Source organism: Kribbella polygonati (genome assembly GCF_050320105.1).
Taxonomy (GTDB): Bacteria; Actinomycetota; Actinomycetes; order Propionibacteriales; family Kribbellaceae; genus Kribbella.
Genome location: NZ_CP190129.1, coordinates 5,452,465 through 5,473,414 on the forward strand (window position 1 = coordinate 5,452,465; position 20,950 = coordinate 5,473,414).

Genomic DNA, 20,950 nt, shown 5'->3' on the forward strand with positions numbered 1-20,950 from the left:
CGTTACGGCCGCCGCGACGCCCTGTCGTGGCGGCCGTTGCCGTTTCCGGGCCCCGGAGTGGGGGCATGACTGCGAACCTGCGGAAAAGATAGGCTGCGCTGATTCCACGACGTTCTCAGAAGGGAACCGCGGTGAGCACACCGACGCCACCTCCCGGCGACGACCAGAACAACCCGACCGGACCGGAGGGCTACCCCGGCCAGCAGCCGGGTCAGTACGGCCAGCCTGGTCAGCCAGGTCAACCGGGCTACGGCCAGCAGCCAGGTTACGGTCAGCAGGAGCCTGGCGGCTACGGGCAGCAGCAGCCCGGTGGCTATGGGCAGCAGCAGCCTGGTGCGTACGGCCAGCAGCAGCCCGGCGGGTACGGGCAGCAGCCTGGCGGCTATGGCCAGCAGCCTGGCGGCTACGGTCAGTACCCCGGTGGCAACGGCTACGGCAACGTCACGCCGCCGAGCAACACGCCGAAGATCCTGTCGATCATCGGCATCGTCTGCTGGTTCTGCTGTTCCCCGGCCGCGATCGTCCTGGGCTTCGTCGCGCAGGGCAAGTTCCGCGAGCAGGGTCAGTCCGACACGCTGGCGCGGGTCGCGTGGATCGGCGGCATCGTCGCGCTGGTCATCGGCATCATCAGCACGATCGTCCGGCTGCAGAACCAGTAGCCGGTACGGCGGGCGGCAGGTGTCGCCCGCCGGTCAGACCAGGTTGCGCGCGACGCCGTACACGATGAACAGGGCGACAATGCCGTAGACAGTCCAGTCGGCGGCCCGGCGGCTCATCCGCAGCCGCGGCAGTTTGACCAGGTGGAGCGACTCGAGCGCCCAGACGAGCACCTGGTAGCCGACGGCGACGCCGATCAGCGGGCCGAGCACGAACACCACGGGGTTGAAGTGCCAGGCGCCGCCGAAGTCGCCGCGGAGCATGGCCGCGGCCATCCGCGTCGACCCGCAGAGCGGGCAGTTCAGGCCGGTGGTCGCGTGCAGCACGCACGGGATGCCGATCCGCTGCCCGGACAACTGGTACACCCCGGCCAGCAGGAACCCGCCGACGCCGACGGAGGTCAGGCCCCACACCCGGCGGTCCAGCGGCTGGACCGGACCGGTGGGCCGGAGGACGACGCTCTGCGAGACGCTCACGACCCAAAGGTATCTCTCGAACAGGTGGATCCGTCGGCGGATCTGATCCGTCCGACGACTAGCCTGCAACTCACTCCTCAACGCACCATCGCCAGAAGGGATCGTCGTGAGCACTCCGACGCCACCACCGGGTTACGGCCCGCAAGACCCCCAGCAGCCCGGTCAGCCGGGCCAGTACGGGCAGCAGCCCGGACAGGGTCAGTACGGTCAACAGCCCGGACAGCCGGGACAGTACGGCCAGCAGCCCGGGTACGGGCAGCAGCAGCCGGGCTATGGGCAGCAGCCGGGTTATGGCCAGCAGCCTGGGCAGTATGGGCAGCAGCCTGGGTACGGTCAGCAGCCGGGTTACGGGCAGCAGCCCGGGTACCCGCAGCAGCCGGGACAGTACGGGCAGCAGCCCGGCTTCCCCGGTCAGCCTGGTCAGTACGGGCAGGCCGGTTACGGGTACGGCGGTGCGCCGTCCGGTGAGCTGGCGAGCTGGCCGCTCCGTGTCGGCGGCTACCTGATCGACGGATTCATCGTCGGCATCCCGAGCGGTATCGGCAACGCGCTGAGCAACAACTCGAGCACCGGCGTGAGCATCATCAGCCTGATCCTGTCACTGATCAGCCTCGGCCTGTTCGTCTACAACCGCTGGATCCAGCAGGGCCAGACCGGCCAGACGTGGGGCAAGAAGATCGTCAACATCAAGCTGGTCGGCGCCGACACCGGTCAGCCGCTCGGCATCGGCAAGACGATCCTGCGCGACATCACCCACATCCTCGACGGCCTGCCCTGCTACCTGGGCTTCCTGTGGCCGCTGTGGGACGAGAAGAAGCAGACCTTCGCGGACAAGCTCAACCACTCGTACGTCGTCAAGGTCTGACCGCAACTCCTGGACGCCGCGGCCCGCAACTGGCCGCGGCGTCCTGCTTTCCCAGCAGAACGGACCTCTCGAATGAGCGCTTACGGACAGCCATACGGCCAACAGCCTTACGGGCAGCAGCCGTACGGACCTTACGGGCAGCCTGGTTACGGATACGGGCCGCCGATGCCGCCGATGGCGGACTGGTTGCCGCGGGTGGGCGCGTCGTTGATCGACGGGCTGGTCTCCGGGATCCCCATCCTGCTCGGGTACGGCGCGATGATCGGGACGGCCATCAGTCAGTCGGCCAACGATTCCGCGGACGACTCGATGCCGCCGCTCGTGGGGGTCGTCTGCCTGGTCGGCTTCGCGGCCAGTCTCGGGCTGGGCCTGTGGAACCGGGTCTTCCGCCAGGGCAAGACCGGCCAGAGCATCGGCAAGAGCATCCTGCACCTCCGCCTGGTCGACTCAGCAACCGGCCAGCCCATCGGAGCCGGCCGCGCCTTCCTCCGGGAGTTCCTCAGCGGCATCTTCAACAACGCCTGCTTCCTGGACTCGCTCTGGCCCCTCTGGGACGACAAGAAGCAGACCTGGCACGACAAGGTCGTCAACACCTACGTCGTGCAGTCAGTGTGACCGTAAGAGGCCCGCGCAGGTGACTGCCCACAGGACGCTGGTGAAAGTGCCGATGATGAAGCGTTCTGCGACGGCCTGCGGGGTGACGGAGGCCGGCTGGTCCGGGCTGCGCAGCTCTGGATACCTAGCGAGGCCCTTGATGGCCAGCACGATCGCAATGCCCTCCGGCCAGCCCGCCACCAGCGACGCGTAGACGGCCAGCCGTTCGAGCGCACCGATCAGAGCGCCGCCACGCAGCACCTCTCCAGCTTTCTGCGTGGATTGCGCGTGTGTACTGCGCCTGTCCGCCAAAGCCAGCACAGACGTCGTCAGCGGCCCTCCCCCGGCCACCGCGAGCCCTCCGGCGACCAGGAGCAGCACGTCCCACCAGTGCTCCGCCCAGCCGGCCACACCGTTGCTGACGAGCAGCAGTACGCCGACAGCCGCCAGGCAGGCGAGCATGACGCCGCTGATGACGATCTCGGGGTTGGACCCCGACTTGGGGATCCACGCCAGTACGGCGAGAACGAGCGCGACCGCGGTCAGCGAGAGGACCAGGGCCGTCACGCAGCGACCCCGTGGTGGAGGAGGTCCGCGGCGAGCACCCGGCCGCGCTGCTCCTCGGCATACCCGGCCGCTTGGGCCCGTTGGGTGACTGCCGACTGGCTGATGCCGAGTTTCACGCCGATCTCCCGCCTGGTGAGTCCTTCGGCCAACAGGTCGGCCACGGCCCACCCGCGCTCGCTACGGCGCCGCAGTACGGACGCCATCAACCACAGCACCGTTTCCACCTGCTCCGCGCTGTGTGGGTCCGCTCCGACCACGTTCACGTGGTGCGGGCTCGACTTGGCCCGCGTCACCGCCTCCCGGGCGAACACGAACGCGTCCCCGCTGCCGGCCCTGGTACTGCGCGGCAGCGGTTCGCTCACCTCGCCGACACCGAGGCCGACGTACCAGCTGTCCGACCGCAACAGCTCCACGATCACGTCGACGGTCGCCCGGGCCTCGTCCAGCACGCCCTGCACCTCGTCTCCGGCGGTCCGCTCGAACTTCCGCAACAACCCGGTCCGCCGCGGCCGGTGGTTCAGGGCGGTCAGTAGCTCGGGTACGAGATCACTCGTGCTTCGGCTGCCCCGCTGATCTACCGTGAGAACGAAGACCATCACCGCACCTCCTTCCGACGGGTTAAGGCTACAACCTTATTCACGCAGAGTGAAGGCCAAAACCTGAACCGATTCACCCCGATCACTCCCCGTATCCGGCCCGGGAGGCCGGGCCGGACCGGGGCCGCGGTCAGTCCGCGATCGGCAGGTAGAGCTTCTGGTCGGTGGAGCGGAAGGTATCGGACATCTCGGCGAAGCCGGCTTCGATGGCTTCGGCCGAGGTCAGGCCGCGTTCCTCGGCGTACTTGCGGATGTCGGCGGTGATCCGCATCGAGCAGAACTTCGGGCCGCACATCGAGCAGAAGTGTGCGGTCTTCGCGGGTTCGGCGGGCAGGGTCTCGTCATGGAAGGAGCGGGCGGTGTCCGGGTCCAGCGAGAGGTTGAACTGATCCTCCCAGCGGAACTCGAACCTTGCCTTGGACAACGTGTCGTCCCAGGCCTGCGCACCGGGGTGGCCCTTCGCCAGATCGGCCGCGTGGGCCGCGATCTTGTACGTGATCACGCCGGTCTTGACGTCGTCGCGGTCCGGCAGGCCGAGGTGTTCCTTGGGCGTGACGTAGCAGAGCATCGCCGTACCCAGCCAGCCGATCTGCGCCGCGCCGATCGCCGACGTGATGTGGTCGTAGGCCGGCGCCACATCAGTTGCCAACGGCCCCAATGTGTAGAACGGCGCCTCGCCGCACAGCTCCTCCTCGAGCCGTACGTTCTCCGCGATCTTGTGCATCGGCACGTGCCCCGGACCCTCGATCATCACCTGTACGTCGTGGTCCCAGGCGATCCGGGTCAGCTCCCCCAGCGTCCGCAGCTCGGCGAACTGCGCCTCGTCGTTCGCGTCCGCGATGCACCCGGGCCGCAGCCCGTCGCCGAGCGAGAACGTCACGTCGTACTCCCGCAGGATCTCGCACAGCTCCGCGAAATGCGTGTACAGGAAGGACTCCTGGTGATGCGCGAGGCACCACGCGGCCATGATCGACCCGCCCCGCGACACGATCCCGGTGATCCGCCGCGCGGTCAGCGGCACGTACCGCAGCAGGACGCCGGCGTGCACGGTCATGTAGTCCACGCCCTGCTCGCACTGCTCGATCACGGTCTCGCGGTACACCTCCCACGACAGCGCCGCCGGATCGCCCTTCACCTTCTCCAGCGCCTGGTAGAGCGGGACCGTACCGATCGGCACCGGCGAGTTCCGCAGGATCCACTCGCGGGTCTCGTGGATGTTCTTCCCGGTGGACAGGTCCATCACCGTGTCGGCGCCCCACCGGGTCGCCCAGACGAGCTTCTCGACCTCGTCCTCGATCGAGGAGGACACGGCCGAGTTGCCGATGTTCGCGTTCACCTTCACCAGGAACTTCTTCCCGATGATCATCGGTTCGCTCTCCGGGTGGCAGCGGTTCGCCGGGATCACGGCCCGGCCGCGGGCCACCTCCGCCCGGACGAACTCCGGCTCGAGCCCTTCCCGGACGGCGACGTACCGCATCTCCTCGGTGATCGTCCCGGCCCGCGCGTGCCCGAGCTGGGTCAGCCCGGTGCGACCGGCGATCCAGTCCCGCCGCAACGGCGGCAGACCGGCCTGTACGTCGATCCGCGCGGACGCGTCGGTGTACGGACCCGACGTGTCGTAGAGGTCGAAGTACTCGCCGTTGGTGAGGTTGACGCGCCGCGCCGGTACGCCGAGCTCGCCGCGATAGATCTTCTCCGACCCCGAGATGGGACCGGTGCTGACATTGACCATGCTGCTGCTCCCTACGCCGGAATTACCCGGACAGGTTCTGCGGTCGGCGGCGCCGGCCAGGTCAGATTCCTGGGTCCAGCCGCCCTCTCAGCCCACTACGGTGCGAGCTCCCGCGGTCTCTAGTTGTCAGCGCCCACCATAATCGGGTCATGCGAGACCTCGTCTACCCACCCGTCATCGGCTTCGCCAAGACCGCCTTCTTGGCCCTGGATCTGAAGATCCGCCGGACCGGGACCGAGCACGTCCCGCAGACCGGCGGCGCACTGATCGCGATCAACCACATCAGCTACGTCGACTTCATCCTCGGCGGGTACGGCGCGGTGCCGGCGAAGCGGCTGGTCCGCTTCATGGCCAAGGAGGTGCTGTTCCGGAACCGGTACTCCGGTCCGCTGATGCGCGGCATGCACCACATCCCGGTGGACCGCGAGGCCGGCGCCGCGTCGTACCGGACGGCCGTCGACTACCTGCGGGCCGGCGAGCTGGTCGGGGTGTTCCCGGAGGCCACGATCAGCCGCTCGTTCGAGCTGAAGGAGTTCAAGTCCGGCACGGTCCGGATGGCGGCGGAGGCCGGCGTACCGGTGCTGCCGATGATCCTGTGGGGCACCCAGCGGATGTTCACCAAGGACCACCCGCGGGACTTCACCCGGCACCGCCCGATCTCGATCAGCATCGGCGCGCCGCTCACCGTGACGCCGGACGACGACCCGGCGGAGGCGACCGCCCGGCTGCGCTCGACGATGGCCGGGATGCTCGACGAGAGCATCCGCGGGTACCCGGAGCAGCCGGAGGGCGCCTGGTGGCTGCCGGCCGCGTACGGCGGCGGCGCGCCCACCCCGGAGGAGGCGGAGCGGCTGGACCGGGAGGAGCTCGAGCGACGGGCCGAACGGCGGAGGAGCTCTTGACCCTCGGGGCGGATCGAGGGTACGAAGAGCATTCGTTGACGTGACAGGCACCTGGGGGGTACCTGGTCGGCGGGCTGCTGCCGCGGCCCGCGTACTCGAGCAGGCGGGGGCAGGGAAGTGTTCGATTCACCGGAAGAGCTGCATCTTTTCGAGCCCGGTGCGCTGACGCCTGCGCCGCACGTGGCCGAGCACATCCCGGACGCCGGCGCGTACTTCGTGGACTGGGCGACCCGGGACCTGACCGACGACCGCGCCCGCGAGATCGAGTCCGCGGTCAACGGCCGGCGCAACCAGAACGGCTGGTTCCCGCTGGAGACCCTGGACAGCATCGGCAGCAAGGGCTTCTGGCGCGGCCCGCTGACCTACCTGGCGCGGATGACGGCCGACGACCCGCAGATCGTCCAGGAGTGGGCCACGGACGGCCTGCCGGACGAGCAGAGCGCCAGTATCGAGGCCACCGTCGACCACCTGCTCCACCAGCAGGGGCACGCGGCCGCGGCCACCTGGGCGGTCGCCGTACGCCCGCGCACGTTCTTGGACGCAGAGGTGCTCGGCAGCCGCCTGCTGGCCGCATGGGAGTACAACCTCGGCTCCATCCGCGCTAGGGACGTCGCCAAGGCTGTACGCCGCTGGAACCGCTAGCTAGTGGAACTGCGGGATGATCAGGTACAGCCCGTAGAGCACAGCCGCGAGACAGGCCGCGAAACACAGCGCAGCAACGCCGGTGTCCACGAACGACGGCTGCCGCTTCTCGTCGATCGCTACCGCACGCCGCGACATCGCGGTGACCCCGAACGCGAACAGCACCGCCAGGCCGACACCGAAGATCAGGCTGACCAGTGCGACCTCACCGAGGGCGCTCCAGTTGATGTGCATCGCCGTACTCCTCTCAGGCCGCCGCGGGCGTGGTCGCGGCGGGGGTCGAGCTCGGGTACTCGTTGACGTTGTCCGAGGTCACCGGGCGGCGCCGGGAGGCCGCGTAGATCGCGCCACCGGCGGCGATCGCCAGTACCGCGATGATCGCGACGCCGAGGTTGCCGGAGTCGGCCACCTCGCCGGCCAGCGCGCCGACGATCGCGGCAGCCGGCAGGGTCAGCAGCCAGGCCACGGCCATCCGGCCGGCGACCGTCCAGCGCACCTCGGCGAGCCGCTTGCCGAGACCCGCGCCGAGGATGCTGCCCGAGCAGACCTGCGTGGTGGACAGCGGGAAGCCCAGGTGCGACGAGATCAGCAGCACCGACGTGGAGCTGGTCTCCGCGGAGAAGCCCTGCGGCGACTCGATCTCGGCCAGGCCCTTGCCCATCGTCCGGATGATCCGCCAGCCGCCGAGGTAGGTGCCGAGCGCGATCGCCGTACCGGCCGCCAGGATCACCCAGATCGGCGGCCGGGCGCCGGAGTGCAGGCTGCCCGACGTGATCAGCACCAGCGTGATGACACCCATCGTCTTCTGCGCGTCACCGGTGCCGTGCGCCAGCGACACCAGCGACGCGGACGCGATCTGGCCGGCGCGGAAGCCGTCCTCGACCGACTTCTTCCGGGCCCGGGCGGTGATCTTGTACGCCAGGAAGGTCCCGAGCAGCGCCACCACACCGGCCACGATCGGGGCCGCGACGGCCGGGATGATGATCTTCTGTACGACGGTGCCGAAATGTACGGCGCTGCTCCCGGACGCGATCCAGGTGGCGCCGATCAGCCCGCCGAAGAGCGCGTGCGACGAGGAGCTCGGCAGGCCGACGTACCAGGTCATCAGGTTCCAGAGGATGGCGCCGACCAGGCCGCCGAAGATCACCGGGACGGTCACCTTGGCGTCGTCGACGATGCCGCTGGAGATCGTCTTGGCCACCTCGGTGGAGATGAACGCGCCGACCAGGTTCAGCACCGCGGACACCGCGACCGCGACCTTGGGCTTCAGTGCGCCGGTGGCGATCGACGTCGCCATCGCATTTGCTGTGTCGTGGAACCCGTTGGTGAAGTCGAACACCAACGCGGTGACGATCACCACGACGACGAGGAACGACAGGTCCATACGCGATCACTTCCCCTGGGCGGACGATCAGCAGCCTTGATCGACGGTAGGCCTGGTGAGTGAATTTGAAATGAACCGGTCCAGGGAATTTACTCCAAGACCAGATGGACCAGGCCGTAGACGAGGGCGGCCACGATGCCGGCGGCAGGGATGGTCAGGACCCAGGCGGTGACGATGCCCTTGGCGACGCCCCAGCGGACCGCGGACAGCCGCTTGGTGGCGCCGGCACCCATCACCGCGGAGGTGATCGTGTGGGTGGTCGAAACCGGGGCGTGCAGAGCGATCGCCATCACGTACAGGACCAGGGCCGACACCGCCTCGGAGGCGAACCCGCGGGCCGGGTCCAGGTGGATGATCCGCCGCCCGAGGGTCCGCATGATCCGCCAGCCACCGGAGTACGTCCCGAGCGAGATCGCGGTCGCCGCGGCGAACTTGACCCACAGCGGAATACCGTCGCTGTGCTGCGCGTGGCCGGTGGTGACCAGCGCGAGGAAGATGACGCCCATCGTCTTCTGCGCGTCCTGCAGACCGTGCCCGAGCGCCATCGCGGCGGCCGACACCGACTGCGCCATCCGGAAGCCGCGTGTGGTCTTGCCCGGATTGCTGCGCCGGAAGAGCCAGAGGATCGCGACCATCAGCAGGAACGCACCGGTGAAGCCGACCGCGGGCGACAGCACCATCGGGATGACGACCTTGTCGACGATCCCGGACCACAGCACCGTGCTGGTCGAGGCCAGGCCGGCGCCGACCAGCCCACCGATCAGCGCGTGCGTCGAGGAGCTGGGCAGACCGAAGTACCAGGTGATCAGGTTCCAGGTGATGGCACCGATCAGGGCCGCGATCACGATCACCAGACCGTGCTTGCCGCTCGGCGCGGTGATGATGCCCTTGCCGATGGTGTCGGCCACCTCGGTACCGGCCAGCGCGCCGAGGAAGTTGCAGGCCGCCGCCATCGCCAGCGCCACCCGCGGGGTCAGCGCCCGGGTGGACACCGAGGTCGCGATCGCGTTCGCGGCGTCGTGGAAGCCGTTGGTGTAGTCGAAGGCCAACGCGATGACGACGACGGCGATGACGAGCGTGAGCTCCACGCTCAGCTCTCCTTGACGGCGATCTGCTCGACCGTGTTGGCGACATGCTCGAACGCGTCGATCGCCGCCTCCAGCAGGTCGACCACGGTCTTCAGCTTCATCACGGTCAGCGCCTCGTAGTCGCCGCTGAACAGCTTCGCGATCACCCGGCGGTGGACCGCGTCGCCGGTGTTCTCCAGCCGGTTGATCTCGATCCAGTACTCGGCCAGGTCCTTCATGGTGCGCAGCCGCGGCATCGTCTCGGCGGTCAGCTGGGCGGCCCGCTGGAGCACCTCGATCTGCTCGGCGACCTCCTCCGGCAGCTTCTCCAGGTTGAAGAGGTGGATGGTGTCGACCGCCTCCTCCATGAAGTCCATGACGTCGTCGAGGTCCGAGGCCAGCCGGTAGATGTCCTCCCGGTCGAACGGCGTCACGAACGTCGAGTTGACCCGCCGGATGATCGAGTGCGTGGTCTCGTCGGCCGCGTGTTCCGCGTCCTTCATCTGGGCGGCGATCTGGTGGCTGGCGGACAGCCCGGTGCCCGCCGTACTGCCGAGCAGCTCCGCCAGGATCCGGGATCCGTCCACGAGGTGGTTGGCGGACTCGGTGAAAAGGTCGTAGAACGTCGGGTCGTTCGGACGCAGACGTAACGGCACTTCAAGCTCCGGGTGAACGAGGGACAAACCGTGAACATGCTAGGGGGAACGGACCGCTGACGCGGCATCCGGCCGGGTCAACGTATCGCGTCGTTATGAACTGGCCTTTCACATCATTCACGATAGGTGACCGATCGGTTTCACCGGGTGAGTACGGCGTACAGGTCGAAGAGCCCGACGACGAGCACCAGACCGGCCGCGACCCGGAGCACCTGCTCGTGCCCGAGGTGGTGCACGGCACCGCCCTTGGACCGCCGGTAGACGGCGCTCACCGCGGTCCAGCAGCCCAGGGAGAGCACCAGAACGACGATTCCGAGACCGGTCCGGACCTCTGACGACCCGTGGCCGGAGGCGAGCAACAGCGTGCCGTTGGCAATCAGTCCGAGGGCGGTACGGCGCCACGCGAGCAACGTCCGCTCCGGCTGCCGTCCTGGATCCGGTGTGCTCATTCCCACACTCATCGCCAGAGCGAGAACAGCAGCCCGATCAGGCCGACCGTCGCGATCGTTGCCCCCAGCATCAGCGGCAGCCGGCTGGCCGGCAGCGCACCGCCGCGACGGATCGCGGTCAGGTTCAGCTGCCAGCGCCGGAACGCTCCGGCGGTGGTGACGATTCCGGTGAGGACCAGCACGATCCCGATGATCCGGGCCGGCCAGCGGTCCGGGCCGAGGTCGAGGAACTGCACCGCGGACAGGCCGCCGGCGTAGCAGGCGAGCGCGGTCCGCAGGTACGCCAGGTAGGTGCGCTCGTTCGCGAGGGTGAACCGGTAGTCGGGCTCTTCTTCCTCACTCATTCGCAGCTCACGAGGCCGTAGTCCTGTTTGAGGGTCAGCACACGCCGCACGCTACTCGTCAGCTGCGCGGCGAACAGCTTGTCCTGCTGGGCCTTGGCGACCAGCGCGTTCACCATCGTCGCGGTCAGCCCGGACTCGGCGTTGATCACGATGTCGCCGCCGGCCGCCACGAACCGGGTCGCCCGCTCGCCGGCCGGGACCGCCTTCACCTCCGCGGCCGAGCCGACGTCGTCGGTGATCACCACGCCCTGCCAGCCGAGATCGCCGCGGATCATGCCCTGGATCACGGTCGGCGAGAAGACGGCCCGGTTCTTCGGGTCGATCCTGCTGTACGTCACGGTCGACACCATCACCATCGACGTACCGGCCTTGATCCCGTCCGCGAACGGCTGCAGGTCCGCGTCACCGCGGACCGTGACGTTGTCGACCACGCCGGCCGCGAAGTCGGTGTTGCCGCGCACCCGGCCCAGGCCCGGGAAGTGCTTCACCGAGGTCGCGATCCCGGCCTTGCGCATGCCCTGGACGAACGCCGTGACGCCCTGACCCGCCTGCTGCGGCGTGTCGCCGTACTCGCGGTCCAGTTGGCCGACCGGCGCGTTCTGCGACTTGAGCGACGCGGGTACGACGTCGGCGACCGGCGCGAGGTCGACGTTGACGCCGGCCTGCTTCAGCTGACTGCCCCAGTCCTGGGCCTGCGCGGTGAGCTTCGAGCTCGACCAGGTGCCCTGGACCGTCGCGGCCGGGATGCGGTCGAACCCAGGGCCTTTGAGCCGCTGGATCTTGCCGCCCTCCTGATCGGCCGCGACGAACGGGCGGACGCCTTCGACGGTGGCCGCCGACCGCACCGCGGCCATCGCCGTACGGGTGCTTGCCAGGCTGCCACCGTTGCCGACCAGGAACACGCCGCCGGACTTCTGCTGCTGTACGACGGCGCGCTGGGCGGAGGTCATACCGGTGCCGTCGATGCCGGTCATGATCAACTGACCGGCCTGCTCGCGGAGGGTGAGCGCCGTGAGCTTCTGGTCGACACAGCTCGGCGCTTGGGTCGGCGTCGGTGTTTGGGTCGGGCTCGGTGTGTTCGCGGTGGGTGTGGTGGCCGGGCTGCCCGGTTCTTCGGTCACCGGGACCGTCGACGACGGGACGGTGCTCGGTCCTGCTGTCGGTTGGGAGCCTTTGCCGCCGCAACCGGCGACGACGAGTGCAGTCAGCGCGATCAGCGCGACCGGGCGTCTCATCTCAGCTTCGCTCCCACGCCGCGCGGTCCACGGTGTCACCCGAGTGCCGCGCCAGCGTCGCGCACACGTCGTACAGCTGCTCGACCTGCTCGGGGGTGAGCGCGTCGAAGATCGACGTCCGTACCTCCTCGACGTGCCCAGGAGCCGTGTCGACCAGCTTCTGCCGGCCGAGCTCGGTGAGGATCGCGACCTGCCCGCGGCGGTCGGACTCGATGCCCTCGCGCCGTACCCAGCCGTTCTGCTCGAGGCGGCTGACCGCGTGCGAGAGCCGGCTGCGGGAGCCGAGCGTCGCGACGGCCAGTTCACTCATCCGCAGGCGGTTGCCCGGCGCCTCGGACAGCCGGACGAGAATCTCGTAGTACGTGTGCGGAATGCCCGCGTCGCGCTGCAACTGCTGCTCGATCCGGCTGCTCACTACGCGCTGCGCCGCGATGTACGCACGCCACGCCTGCGCTTCCGTCTGGTTCAGCCACCGGGGTTCCGCCATCCCCGCAGCGTATCCGCAGTACGGCGGCAGCACAGATCAGCATGCCGACGACCGCGAGGACACCGATCGTCTCGCCGAAGATCAAGAACGCGAACAGCATCGTGGTCGGTGGAACGAGATAGAGCAGCGAGCTGATCCTCGTGGCACCGGAGAGCTTGAGGTTCACCAGGTACAGGCCCCAACCACCGCCCGTCGCCAGCAGAACCAGCCAGACGACAGCACCGTAGAAGCCGGGCTCGCTCGGCACCGTCAGCTTGTTGGTCGACGCGGCCAATGCGGTGAACAGGACCGCCGAGGTGAGGCTCTGGATAGCCAGAGCCTCGAGCGAGCTCGTACTGGGACGGCGTTTCCGCTCGAGGCACGTGCCTCCGACCAGACCGAGGAGGCCGCCGATCGGTACCAGGAACAGCATTGGCGAGCCGTGGCCGGCGCCGAGGTCGTCGGCGACGACGAGGCCGACGCCTACGAGACCGAGGACCAGGCCGAGCCACTGGCGACGGTTCACCTGTTCGCCGAGCAGCGGCCCCGCGACGGTCGCGATCAGGATCGGCTGCAGCGAGCCGATCAGCGCGGTCACCCCGGCGGTGATGCCGTGGTCGATCCCGGTGAAGATCAGGCCCAGGTAGACGAACTGGGTCAGGAACGCCATCCACACCTGGGTCGCCAGGTCCCGCCGGGAGATCCGCGGCCGGCGTACGGCGAGGATCACTACCGCGAGCGCGCCCGCGACCAGGAACCGCCAGGCGAGCAGGTCGAACGCGTTCGTGTACTCCGTTCCCCAGCGCGCGCCGATGAAGCCGCAGCTCCAGAACACGACGAAACCGGCGCCGGCGGCCAAGCTCAGTACCTTCATGTCCAGGACAGTAACCACACCGGTCGGTATACTGTCAGTATGCTGGACCGGCAGATGAGACTGCTCGTGGACCGACGCGTGCCCGCGGCGCCGCGGCTGACACCCGCGGGCGAGCGGATCCTGGCGGCCGCCTCGACCCTGTTCTACGAGCAGGGGATCCGGACCGTCGGCGTCGACGCGATCGCCGCGGCCGCGGACGTGACCAAGAAGACGCTGTACGACCGGTTCGGCTCGAAGGACCGGCTGATCGCGGCGTACCTGGAGGAACGGGACCGGACCTGGCACCGGTTCCTCGACGACCAACTGGCCGAGCGGAACCCGGCCACGCCCGAGGCGACGATCCTGGCGCTGTTCGCGGCCCTGACGGACTGGCTGGCCGGGTCACGGAACGGGTGCGGCTTCATCAACGCGAGCGTCGAACTGGCCGCGCCTGACCATCCGGCGATGCCGGTGATCGTCGGCCAGAAACAGTGGCTGCGCGCAGAGTTCGAGGCACAGGCACGGGCCGCCGGATTCGCGAATCCAGCTGAGCTGGCCGACCGCCTGCTACTGCTCCACGAGGGAGCGCTCGTCAGCTACCGGGTCGCAGCAATGACCACGGCACCAGAGGTAGCAGCCCGAGCAGCATCCGACCTCCTCACCAACTGGCCCCACCAACCACCCCCGCACTGAGTCCCACCCAACCGCCCAACTGCCGCCCACTCAGCCGTCGCCCGCCCAGTTGCCGGCCGCGAGGCGCCGAGTTGCCAGACGCCCGTTGCCGGCCACTCAGCCGTCGGCCGCCCAGTCGCCGGGACGCTCAACTGCCCGGTCGCTCAGCCGCCAGGCACTCAACCTCGGCCACCGCCCAGTTGCCGGCGCGTTCAGTTGTTGCCCTCGCGTGAGGCGATGATCGCGGCCCGGCGCGCGAGCCGGTGACTGCGGCGGATCTCCGCCTCCCGGAGCCGGCGCCGGTCCTCGTCGGTGACCGGCTGCACCTGCGGCACCGCGCGCGGCTGCCCGTTCTCGTCCACCGCCACGAACACCAGGTACGCCGACGCGACGTGCACCTGCGGTCCGACCGCGTCCCACCGGTCCGCGGTGATCCGCACACCGACCTCCATCGAACTGCGCCCGGTCCAGTTCACCTGCGCGCTGAAGTGCACGACGTCACCGACCCGGACCGGAACCAGGAACACCATCTCGTCCATCGACGCGGTCACCGCCGCACCACCGGAGTGCCGCGCGGCGACAACGCCCGCGGCCGAGTCGACCAGCGTCATGATCACCCCGCCGTGCACGGTACCGAGCAGGTTGGTCTCGTTCTGCGCGGTGATGTGCGACAGCGACAGCCGCGTCTCCGAGGTCGGCCGCGACGCCGGGCTGCTGGACATGCGCATTCTCCTTGGGACTTTCCTGCCGGGACATTCCTGCCGGACTCTCCGGTACGACTGCCGCAGCGTATCCGGCCGGTTGTCCACAGGTCCCGATCGGCGGTTCCAGGCGAGCCCGATCCTCGTACCTTCTCTGCCGACTTCCCCCGCAGCTCCGCCGATCTGGAGGCCAGCGATGCCCGTCGACACCACCGAACATGCCCACGGCAACGACTACTGCCACGACCGTCCGGGCCTCCCCGACCCGATGCTGCCACCGCTGACCCGGCGGCAGGCCGACCGGATGATCCAGCTCGCACTGACGGCGGCCGCCGAGCTCGGCGTGCCGCTCACCTATCGCGGCGACGCCGCGCTGGTGCCGGCGGCGAGATCCGCCGGCGAACCGGTGCTCGGGATCAGCAATCTGGCCCGCGTCGTCGCCCACTTCGAGGAGGACCGCTGGCCCGAGATCGTCGCGGACCACGTTGCCACGATCATCGGCCAGTTCCGTGCGGGCGCACCGGCGCCGCCGGACGATCCCGAGCGTCAACTGATCCAGCGGATCGTGGCTCGCGACGCGTTGCCGGCCGACTGGTCCGCAGACCGGCCGGACTTCCTGCCCGGGCTGGTCGCCGTGCCGTCCACGGTCGACGACGGCCTGATCACCATGTTCCTGGAGCCTGACGACCTGTCGGTGAGCCCGCCGGACGCCGACCGGTTCGGCCTCACCAATCTCCGCCGGCTCCAGGACCAGGTGACGTACCTCGACAACCATGACATCCGGATCGCGTTGGTCAGCGGGAACGGGTACGCCGCCTCCCGCGCGCTCGTCCTCGACACTGTGCTCCGCGAGAGCCTGCAGGTGCAGCACGCGCCGTACGGCGTGCTCGCCGCGCTTCCCGCCCGCGACGCGCTGATGCTGCACGTCATCGAGGACCTCAGCGTGCTCCCGGCGCTGGGCCTGATGCTGAATCTCGCGGCCCGCTGCTACGACCGCGATCCGGGTCCGCTGTCTCCGGAGGTCCATCTGGTGACGCCCGAGCTGGTCTGGCACCGCGCCACCACTCCACTGACCGATGGCTTGCGGGTGCGGCCGTCGGCCGAGCTCGAAGCGCTCGCGCGTCGGCTCGCGATCCGTGAAGAGACCCGCTGATCTCAACCAGTTGGAGGTGTGAAATGACCAGGCCAGTCGGCATAGCGGATCCGCGAGATCTCGCGGACCTCGCCAAGCGTGCTCCATTCGTCCTTGCCGAGCCGGGCGAGCGGACGGAGCCGATGGACGTCCGGATGGTTGCCGTCCAGCATGGCGGCGTCGATCGCGAGATGCCGGACCTGCCCGATGACCAGCGTGCAGTCGCCGATCGGCAGCGTGGTGTGGAGCGTGCACTCGAGCGCGACCGGCGACTCCGCGACCCGCGGTACGGCGATCGTCCGGGACGGCTCGGCGGTGACGCCGATCGCCTCGAACTCCGAGACTTCCGGCGGGAAGTTCGTCCCGGAGGCGTTCACCTGCTCGTAGAGCGGTTCGGCGGCGAAGTTGACCACGAACTCACCGGTCGCCTCGACGTTGTTCAGGCTGTCCTTGCGGCCGACCGAGGTGAACTGCACCATCGGCGGCTGCACGGACGCGACCGTGAAGAACGAGTGCGGCGCCAGGTTCAGCACTCCGGCGGCGGAGCGGCTCGACACCCACGCGATCGGCCGCGGGACGACCACGGAGTTCAGCAGTGCATAGAACTCCCGGCGCCCGGCGCTCTCCGGATCCATATCGACACGCACGCCCGCAGTACATCAAACTCGGTGGATGTCGCCGTACCCGCCTCTGCGGGCGGCGGTCCGGACGAGCGACGGAGCTGTGGATTGGGCGAGCAGGACGATTTCCTGGACCGGGTGGCCGCGGTGGCACGGCGGCACGGGGTCGACCCCGGCGCGGTGCGGGAGGTCGCCGGCGGGGTGGCCAACCGGGGCTTCGTGCTCGGCGAGGACCTGTTCCTGCGGGTCAGCCGGCCCGGGTACGAGGACGACCTACACAAGGAGACCCAGGTCGTGCCGGCCACCCGATCGGTCGGCGTACTGACCCCGGCAATCGTGGAGTACGACGCCGACCGGCAGGTGATCGACGCGCCGTACGCCGTGATGCAACGCGTCAACGGCACCGAGCCCACCGAGGTCCCCGCCGGACTCGCGGAACAACTCGCCCGACTCCACCAGATCAAGCAGTCCGGCCCTGCTGACCTGTCTGAGGTGGAAGAGGATGGTTGGGGTGATCCTTGGCGGACGATCGAGGATCTCGCCGACCGGGGGTACATCGATCCTGGAACGGCGACCTGGCTGACCGGGTGGTTCACGCGGTTGGCCGAGCGTGTGGACGCCGGCGGGCCGAAGGTCCTGATCCACGGAGACGTTGCCGCCCACAACCTTCTGGCCGGACCCGGCAACGAACTCCGCGCGCTGATCGACTGGGGCGACGCCGCCTGGGCCCCACCCGCCATGGACTTCGCCAAGCTTCCCCTCACCCAAGTAGCCGCGCTGCTCCCCTCATACCGGCACCACGCCCAATCCTCGGACTCGGAGCACGAGCTGGCTGCCGCGATCCTCTGGTTCCACCTCTCCTGGGCACTCGCGAAGCTCCCGGCCGCCCCCTGGCCCAACCAACGCCACTGGACCGCTCCCACGACCAGCCGCCTGCTCGGCCTCCTGCAGTTCTTCACCACCACGCCACCCGCCCCGTGGGCCGACCTCGTCTGACGATCAAGAAGGTGAGGTTCTTGATGTCAGAGATGGCGTTTCTGCTGAAAAACAAGGGGGTTTGAACTTGCTGACCGATGGGGCAGACTGAGGCTTCGTGACTGATTATGTGGCGGCTGCGGGCCGGTACGACGACCAGATGACCTACCGGCGGACGGGCCGGAGCGGGCTGCAGCTTCCGGCGATCTCGCTGGGGTTGTGGCACAACTTCGGCGACGACAAGCCGTTCACGACGCAGCGGGACATCCTGCGGCGGGCGTTCGACCTCGGCGTCACGCACTTTGACCTGGCGAACAACTACGGCCCGCCGTACGGCTCGGCCGAGACGAACTTCGGGACGCACTTCGCGCGGGACTTCAAGCAGTACCGGGACGAGCTGATCATCTCGACCAAGGCCGGGTACGACATGTGGCCGGGGCCGTACGGTCAGGGTGGCGGGTCGCGGAAGTACCTGCTCGCGTCGCTGGACCAGTCGCTGAGCCGGATGGGCCTCGACTACGTCGACATCTTCTACTCGCACCGGTTCGACCCGGACACGCCGCTCGAGGAGACGATGGGCGCGCTGGACGCGGCCGTCCGCTCCGGCAAGGCGCTGTACGCCGGCATCTCGTCGTACTCCGCCGACCGGACGCGCGAGGCAGCGCGGATCCTGGCGGAGCTCGGTACGCCGCTGCTGATCCACCAGCCGTCGTACTCGATGCTGAACCGGTGGATCGAGGAGGACCTGCTGGACGCGGTGGGTGAGCTCGGCGTCGGCGTGATCGCGTTCTCCCCGCTCGCGCAGGGCGTGCTCACGAACCGGTACCTGGACGGCATCCCCGCCGACTCGCGGGCGGCGCAGGGCAAGTCGCTGAACCCGGATTCGCTGACCGAGGACACGCTGAAGCACGTCCGCGCACTGGCCGAGATCGCAAAGGAGCGCGGCCAGTCCGTCGCCCAACTCGCCCTCGCCTGGACCCTGCGCGACGACCGCGTGACAAGCGCCCTCATCGGCGCCTCCAGCGTCCCCCAACTCGAGGACAACCTCGCCACCGTCCGCAACCTCAGCTTCTCCCCCGAAGAACTAGAAGCCATCGACGCCGACGCCGTAGAAGCCGGCATCAACCTCTGGAAGAAAAGCTCCGACGCCTAATCCCCACCCCCACCCCTCCCCCGAACGCCCGCCGCCCTCACGACGGGCGTTCGCCGTTCCACCACCCTCCACTCCCCACCCAACCCACCACACCCCCGACGCCGGGACCCCGCGCCCTGCACAACGCGTGTGACACCCACGAACACACAAGCGCGACACACGCGCCCTCCACCTCCGGGCGAGACACCCGAAGCACGAGCGTGGCGAGCCCCTTGCCGTACCCGGCTCCCGTGCGCAGGTCCCATGCGCGGACGCCGTGCGCGGGTCCTGCGCGCGAGCCTGTACCCGGGCCTACGCGCGGGTCCTGTGCGCGGACGCCGTACCCGCCGCCGTACCCGAGTCCCGTGCGCAGGCCCCATGCGCGAGTGCCGTATCCGGGTCCCGTACGCGGGCGCCATACGCGCGTCCTTTGCGCCGGTCCTGTGGCCCCGTACGCGCGTCCTATGCGCGGGGCCAATGTGCGGACGCCGTACCCGCCCGCCGTACCCGAGTCCCGTGCACGGGCCCCATGCGCGAGTGCCGTACGCGGGTCCTGTGCGCGCGCCCCATACGCGGGCGCCGCACCCGGGCGCATACCCGGGTCCCGTTCGCAGGCCCCATGCGCGGGCGCCGTACGCGCGTCCTGTGCGCGGATCCTGTGCCCGGGTTCCTATGCACGGGTCCTGTGCGCGGACCCCGTATCCGCCCGCCGTACCCGGGTCCCGTGCGCAGCCCTCATGCGCGGGGCGCCGTAGCCGCCCGCCGTACGCGAGGCCTATGCGCGGGTCCTGTGCGCGGACGCCGTACACAGGTCCTGTGCGCGGGCGCCGTACCGGGGCCCGCGCACGGGCCCCACGCGCGAGGGCCGTACGCGGGTCCTGCGCGGGCCCATGCGCGGGCGCCGTACCCGGGCGCCGTACACAGGTCCTGTGGGCGGGCGCAGTACCCGGGTCCCGTGCGCGGGTCCTGTGCGCGGGCCTCATGCGCGGGCGCGGTACGCGCGTCCTGTGCGCGCCGCCATACCCGGGTCCCGGGCGCGCACCGTACCCGGGTGCCGTACGTGACCCGCACGGTCCTCACCCATCGGCAGTCCGCGGCGCCGTGCGTGGGTGCGCTGCACGGCGAGCGAGAGCCAGGGGTGGTGAGCCGCCGGTGCGCGACCAGGGGTGGGCGGTGCCGGAGGCGACTGGCCGCGGAGGGGTGTCGGGTTGTGGTGGTGGGCAGGTGCACGGTGGGTGGGTGTGCGGTGGACGGGTGTGGCGTGGGCCGGTGCGCGGGGCGGGTATGGCGTGGGCGGGTGCGCGGCGGGGCGGGTATGGCGTGGGCCGGTGTGCGGTGGACGGGCGCGCGGTGGGGCGGGTATGGCGTGGGCCGGTGTGCGACGGGCGGGTGCGCGAGTGAGCGGTCGGCGAGTGGGGAGGGTGAGTGGGTGGGGTTACGGAGGGGTTAGGGGTGGTTGCGGTTTGGGGGGGATGGGCACAGGCTGGGAGGTGACATTGGAGGTGGTTGTCGTGACCGCTTCGACGCTCGAAATGGCCCTGACCTACGAACACGCGCGGATTCGGGAGTTGGCCGAGCCGGCTCATCATCCGGATGCGGCGCATCCGGAGCACCGGCATCAGACGGACTGGTTCTACGCGATCGCGGCGCAGCATCTGGCGGCGGCCGAGGACGTGCTGGTGCCGTACATCCGGCGGCTCCCGGACGGGGCGGGGCTGGTCGGCAAGTACGTCGGGAACGCGAAGGAACTGGAGCGCTCACTGCGCTACCTGAAGGGACGGCAGTACGGCGACAGCCGGTTCCTGCATCTCCAGCACGACGACCTGTGGCAGCACATCGACCGGCTGCTCGACGAGCACGAGGCGATGGAGGCGACGTACAGCCGGCAGATCACCGAGGAGCTCGCCGGGCCGGACGTGAACGCGCTGACCGAGAACCTGCTCGAGGCCGAGGAGGTCGCGCCGACGAGGGCGCACCCGGCCTCGCCGCACACCGGGATGGCCGGCCGGATCGCGCACCGGATGTGGCGGATGGCCGACAACGCCTGGGACAGCGCCGAAGGACGCGTCGTGCCGACGAAGTACCACGCCCACCCGAAGCGCGACTCCGCGCTCTCGCACTACCTGTACGGCACCCCGATGCCCCACCAGGAGGAGCAGCAGCAGTAGCTGGGGCCCACCCCAGCCGGGACCACGCCCCGCAATTCCCGGTGCCGACCGCCGGGACCACGCCC

The 20,950-nt window shown here is 69.5% G+C and carries 25 protein-coding genes; 10 read left to right on the forward strand and 15 right to left on the reverse strand.

Annotated elements, in window-relative coordinates:
* Window positions 1–131: 131 nt before the first annotated feature.
* A complete protein-coding gene (locus tag ACQHIV_RS25770) occupies window positions 132–659 on the forward strand; it encodes a DUF4190 domain-containing protein (protein WP_427885881.1) in 528 nt (175 codons plus the stop codon).
* A gap of 33 nt (window positions 660–692) precedes the next feature.
* Here the strand turns inward: ACQHIV_RS25770 and ACQHIV_RS25775 are convergent, their stop codons facing one another.
* Entirely contained in the window at window positions 693–1,133 is a 441-nt protein-coding gene (locus ACQHIV_RS25775; protein WP_427885883.1) for a DUF2752 domain-containing protein, read from the reverse strand.
* Between the two features lie 106 nt (window positions 1,134–1,239).
* Between ACQHIV_RS25775 and ACQHIV_RS25780 the strand changes: the two genes are divergently transcribed.
* Window positions 1,240–1,998, forward strand: coding sequence for an RDD family protein (locus ACQHIV_RS25780; protein WP_427885885.1), 759 nt, complete (start codon window positions 1,240–1,242; stop codon window positions 1,996–1,998).
* A gap of 174 nt (window positions 1,999–2,172) precedes the next feature.
* The gene (locus ACQHIV_RS25785) at window positions 2,173–2,613 is read left to right on the forward strand and encodes an RDD family protein (RefSeq protein WP_427885887.1); all 441 of its coding nucleotides are present in this window, start codon (window positions 2,173–2,175) and stop codon (window positions 2,611–2,613) included.
* Here ACQHIV_RS25785 and ACQHIV_RS25790 read toward each other — a convergent pair.
* From ACQHIV_RS25790 to thiC, 3 genes are all read right to left on the reverse strand, one after another.
* Complete coding sequence (locus tag ACQHIV_RS25790; protein WP_427885889.1) at window positions 2,605–3,159, reverse strand: hypothetical protein; 555 nt, start codon at window positions 3,157–3,159, stop codon at window positions 2,605–2,607. The two genes, ACQHIV_RS25785 and ACQHIV_RS25790, sit on opposite strands and share 9 nt — an antisense overlap.
* Window positions 3,156–3,755 carry a transposase gene (locus ACQHIV_RS25795; protein WP_427896553.1) on the reverse strand — a complete coding sequence of 200 codons (600 nt, stop codon included), beginning with the start codon at window positions 3,753–3,755 and terminating at the stop codon, window positions 3,156–3,158. Before ACQHIV_RS25795 ends, ACQHIV_RS25790 begins: the two co-directional genes overlap by 4 nt.
* Window positions 3,756–3,885: 130 nt before the next feature.
* The gene (gene thiC / locus ACQHIV_RS25800) at window positions 3,886–5,487 is read right to left on the reverse strand and encodes a phosphomethylpyrimidine synthase ThiC (RefSeq protein ID WP_427885891.1); all 1,602 of its coding nucleotides are present in this window, start codon (window positions 5,485–5,487) and stop codon (window positions 3,886–3,888) included.
* 149 nt (window positions 5,488–5,636) lie between these two features.
* Here thiC and ACQHIV_RS25805 point away from each other — a divergent pair, with 149 nt between their 5' ends.
* Window positions 5,637–6,389, forward strand: a complete 753-nt coding sequence (locus tag ACQHIV_RS25805; RefSeq protein WP_427885893.1) for a lysophospholipid acyltransferase family protein — start codon at window positions 5,637–5,639, stop codon at window positions 6,387–6,389.
* Window positions 6,390–6,506: 117 nt separating this feature from the next.
* Window positions 6,507–7,031, forward strand: a complete 525-nt coding sequence (locus ACQHIV_RS25810) for a hypothetical protein (protein WP_427885894.1) — start codon at window positions 6,507–6,509, stop codon at window positions 7,029–7,031.
* Here the strand turns inward: ACQHIV_RS25810 and ACQHIV_RS25815 are convergent, their stop codons facing one another.
* The 9 genes from ACQHIV_RS25815 to ACQHIV_RS25855 form a co-directional block, all read right to left on the reverse strand.
* Window positions 7,032–7,265, reverse strand: a complete 234-nt coding sequence (locus ACQHIV_RS25815; RefSeq protein ID WP_325041535.1) for a hypothetical protein — start codon at window positions 7,263–7,265, stop codon at window positions 7,032–7,034.
* A gap of 13 nt (window positions 7,266–7,278) precedes the next feature.
* Window positions 7,279–8,415, reverse strand: coding sequence for an inorganic phosphate transporter (locus ACQHIV_RS25820; protein ID WP_427885896.1), 1,137 nt, complete (start codon window positions 8,413–8,415; stop codon window positions 7,279–7,281).
* A gap of 89 nt (window positions 8,416–8,504) precedes the next feature.
* Window positions 8,505–9,503 (reverse strand): inorganic phosphate transporter, encoded by a 999-nt coding sequence (locus tag ACQHIV_RS25825; RefSeq protein ID WP_427885898.1) that lies wholly within the window; start codon window positions 9,501–9,503, stop codon window positions 8,505–8,507.
* Window positions 9,504–9,505: 2 nt separating this feature from the next.
* Window positions 9,506–10,138, reverse strand: a complete 633-nt coding sequence (locus tag ACQHIV_RS25830; RefSeq protein WP_427885900.1) for a DUF47 domain-containing protein — start codon at window positions 10,136–10,138, stop codon at window positions 9,506–9,508.
* 140 nt (window positions 10,139–10,278) lie between these two features.
* Window positions 10,279–10,587 (reverse strand): DUF202 domain-containing protein, encoded by a 309-nt coding sequence (locus ACQHIV_RS25835; RefSeq protein ID WP_427885902.1) that lies wholly within the window; start codon window positions 10,585–10,587, stop codon window positions 10,279–10,281.
* An 8-nt stretch (window positions 10,588–10,595) separates the two neighbouring features.
* Window positions 10,596–10,931 carry a YidH family protein gene (locus ACQHIV_RS25840; RefSeq protein ID WP_427885904.1) on the reverse strand — a complete coding sequence of 112 codons (336 nt, stop codon included), beginning with the start codon at window positions 10,929–10,931 and terminating at the stop codon, window positions 10,596–10,598.
* Window positions 10,928–12,166, reverse strand: coding sequence for a glycoside hydrolase family 3 N-terminal domain-containing protein (locus ACQHIV_RS25845; RefSeq protein WP_427885906.1), 1,239 nt, complete (start codon window positions 12,164–12,166; stop codon window positions 10,928–10,930). The genes ACQHIV_RS25840 and ACQHIV_RS25845 overlap by 4 nt, the downstream gene beginning before the upstream one ends.
* A 1-nt stretch (window position 12,167) precedes the next feature.
* A complete protein-coding gene (locus tag ACQHIV_RS25850; protein WP_427885907.1) occupies window positions 12,168–12,581 on the reverse strand; it encodes a MarR family winged helix-turn-helix transcriptional regulator in 414 nt (137 codons plus the stop codon).
* On the reverse strand, window positions 12,469–13,506 hold the full coding sequence (locus tag ACQHIV_RS25855; RefSeq protein ID WP_427885909.1) for a DMT family transporter: 1,038 nt from the start codon (window positions 13,504–13,506) through the stop codon (window positions 12,469–12,471). The genes ACQHIV_RS25850 and ACQHIV_RS25855 overlap by 113 nt, the downstream gene beginning before the upstream one ends.
* 54 nt (window positions 13,507–13,560) lie before the next feature.
* Here ACQHIV_RS25855 and ACQHIV_RS25860 point away from each other — a divergent pair, with 54 nt between their 5' ends.
* Window positions 13,561–14,178, forward strand: a complete 618-nt coding sequence (locus ACQHIV_RS25860; protein ID WP_427885911.1) for a TetR/AcrR family transcriptional regulator — start codon at window positions 13,561–13,563, stop codon at window positions 14,176–14,178.
* A gap of 191 nt (window positions 14,179–14,369) precedes the next feature.
* Here ACQHIV_RS25860 and ACQHIV_RS25865 read toward each other — a convergent pair whose 3' ends face one another.
* The gene (locus ACQHIV_RS25865; RefSeq protein WP_427885912.1) at window positions 14,370–14,879 is read right to left on the reverse strand and encodes an acyl-CoA thioesterase; all 510 of its coding nucleotides are present in this window, start codon (window positions 14,877–14,879) and stop codon (window positions 14,370–14,372) included.
* Window positions 14,880–15,054: 175 nt separating this feature from the next.
* On the opposite strand from ACQHIV_RS25865, the gene ACQHIV_RS25870 reads away from it, so the two are divergent.
* Complete coding sequence (locus ACQHIV_RS25870; protein WP_427885914.1) at window positions 15,055–16,011, forward strand: hypothetical protein; 957 nt, start codon at window positions 15,055–15,057, stop codon at window positions 16,009–16,011.
* Window positions 16,012–16,013: 2 nt separating this feature from the next.
* Here ACQHIV_RS25870 and ACQHIV_RS25875 read toward each other — a convergent pair whose 3' ends face one another.
* Entirely contained in the window at window positions 16,014–16,625 is a 612-nt protein-coding gene (locus ACQHIV_RS25875; protein ID WP_427885916.1) for a flavin reductase family protein, read from the reverse strand.
* A 93-nt stretch (window positions 16,626–16,718) separates the two neighbouring features.
* On the opposite strand from ACQHIV_RS25875, the gene ACQHIV_RS25880 reads away from it, so the two are divergent.
* The 3 genes from ACQHIV_RS25880 to ACQHIV_RS25890 all read left to right on the forward strand — a co-directional run bounded on the left by ACQHIV_RS25880 (window position 16,719) and on the right by ACQHIV_RS25890 (window position 20,885).
* The gene (locus ACQHIV_RS25880) at window positions 16,719–17,606 is read left to right on the forward strand and encodes a phosphotransferase family protein (RefSeq protein ID WP_427885918.1); all 888 of its coding nucleotides are present in this window, start codon (window positions 16,719–16,721) and stop codon (window positions 17,604–17,606) included.
* Between the two features lie 97 nt (window positions 17,607–17,703).
* On the forward strand, window positions 17,704–18,738 hold the full coding sequence (gene mgrA, locus ACQHIV_RS25885) for an L-glyceraldehyde 3-phosphate reductase (RefSeq protein ID WP_427885920.1): 1,035 nt from the start codon (window positions 17,704–17,706) through the stop codon (window positions 18,736–18,738).
* A gap of 1,490 nt (window positions 18,739–20,228) precedes the next feature.
* On the forward strand, window positions 20,229–20,885 hold the full coding sequence (locus ACQHIV_RS25890) for a hypothetical protein (RefSeq protein WP_427885922.1): 657 nt from the start codon (window positions 20,229–20,231) through the stop codon (window positions 20,883–20,885).
* Window positions 20,886–20,950 lie beyond the last annotated feature (65 nt).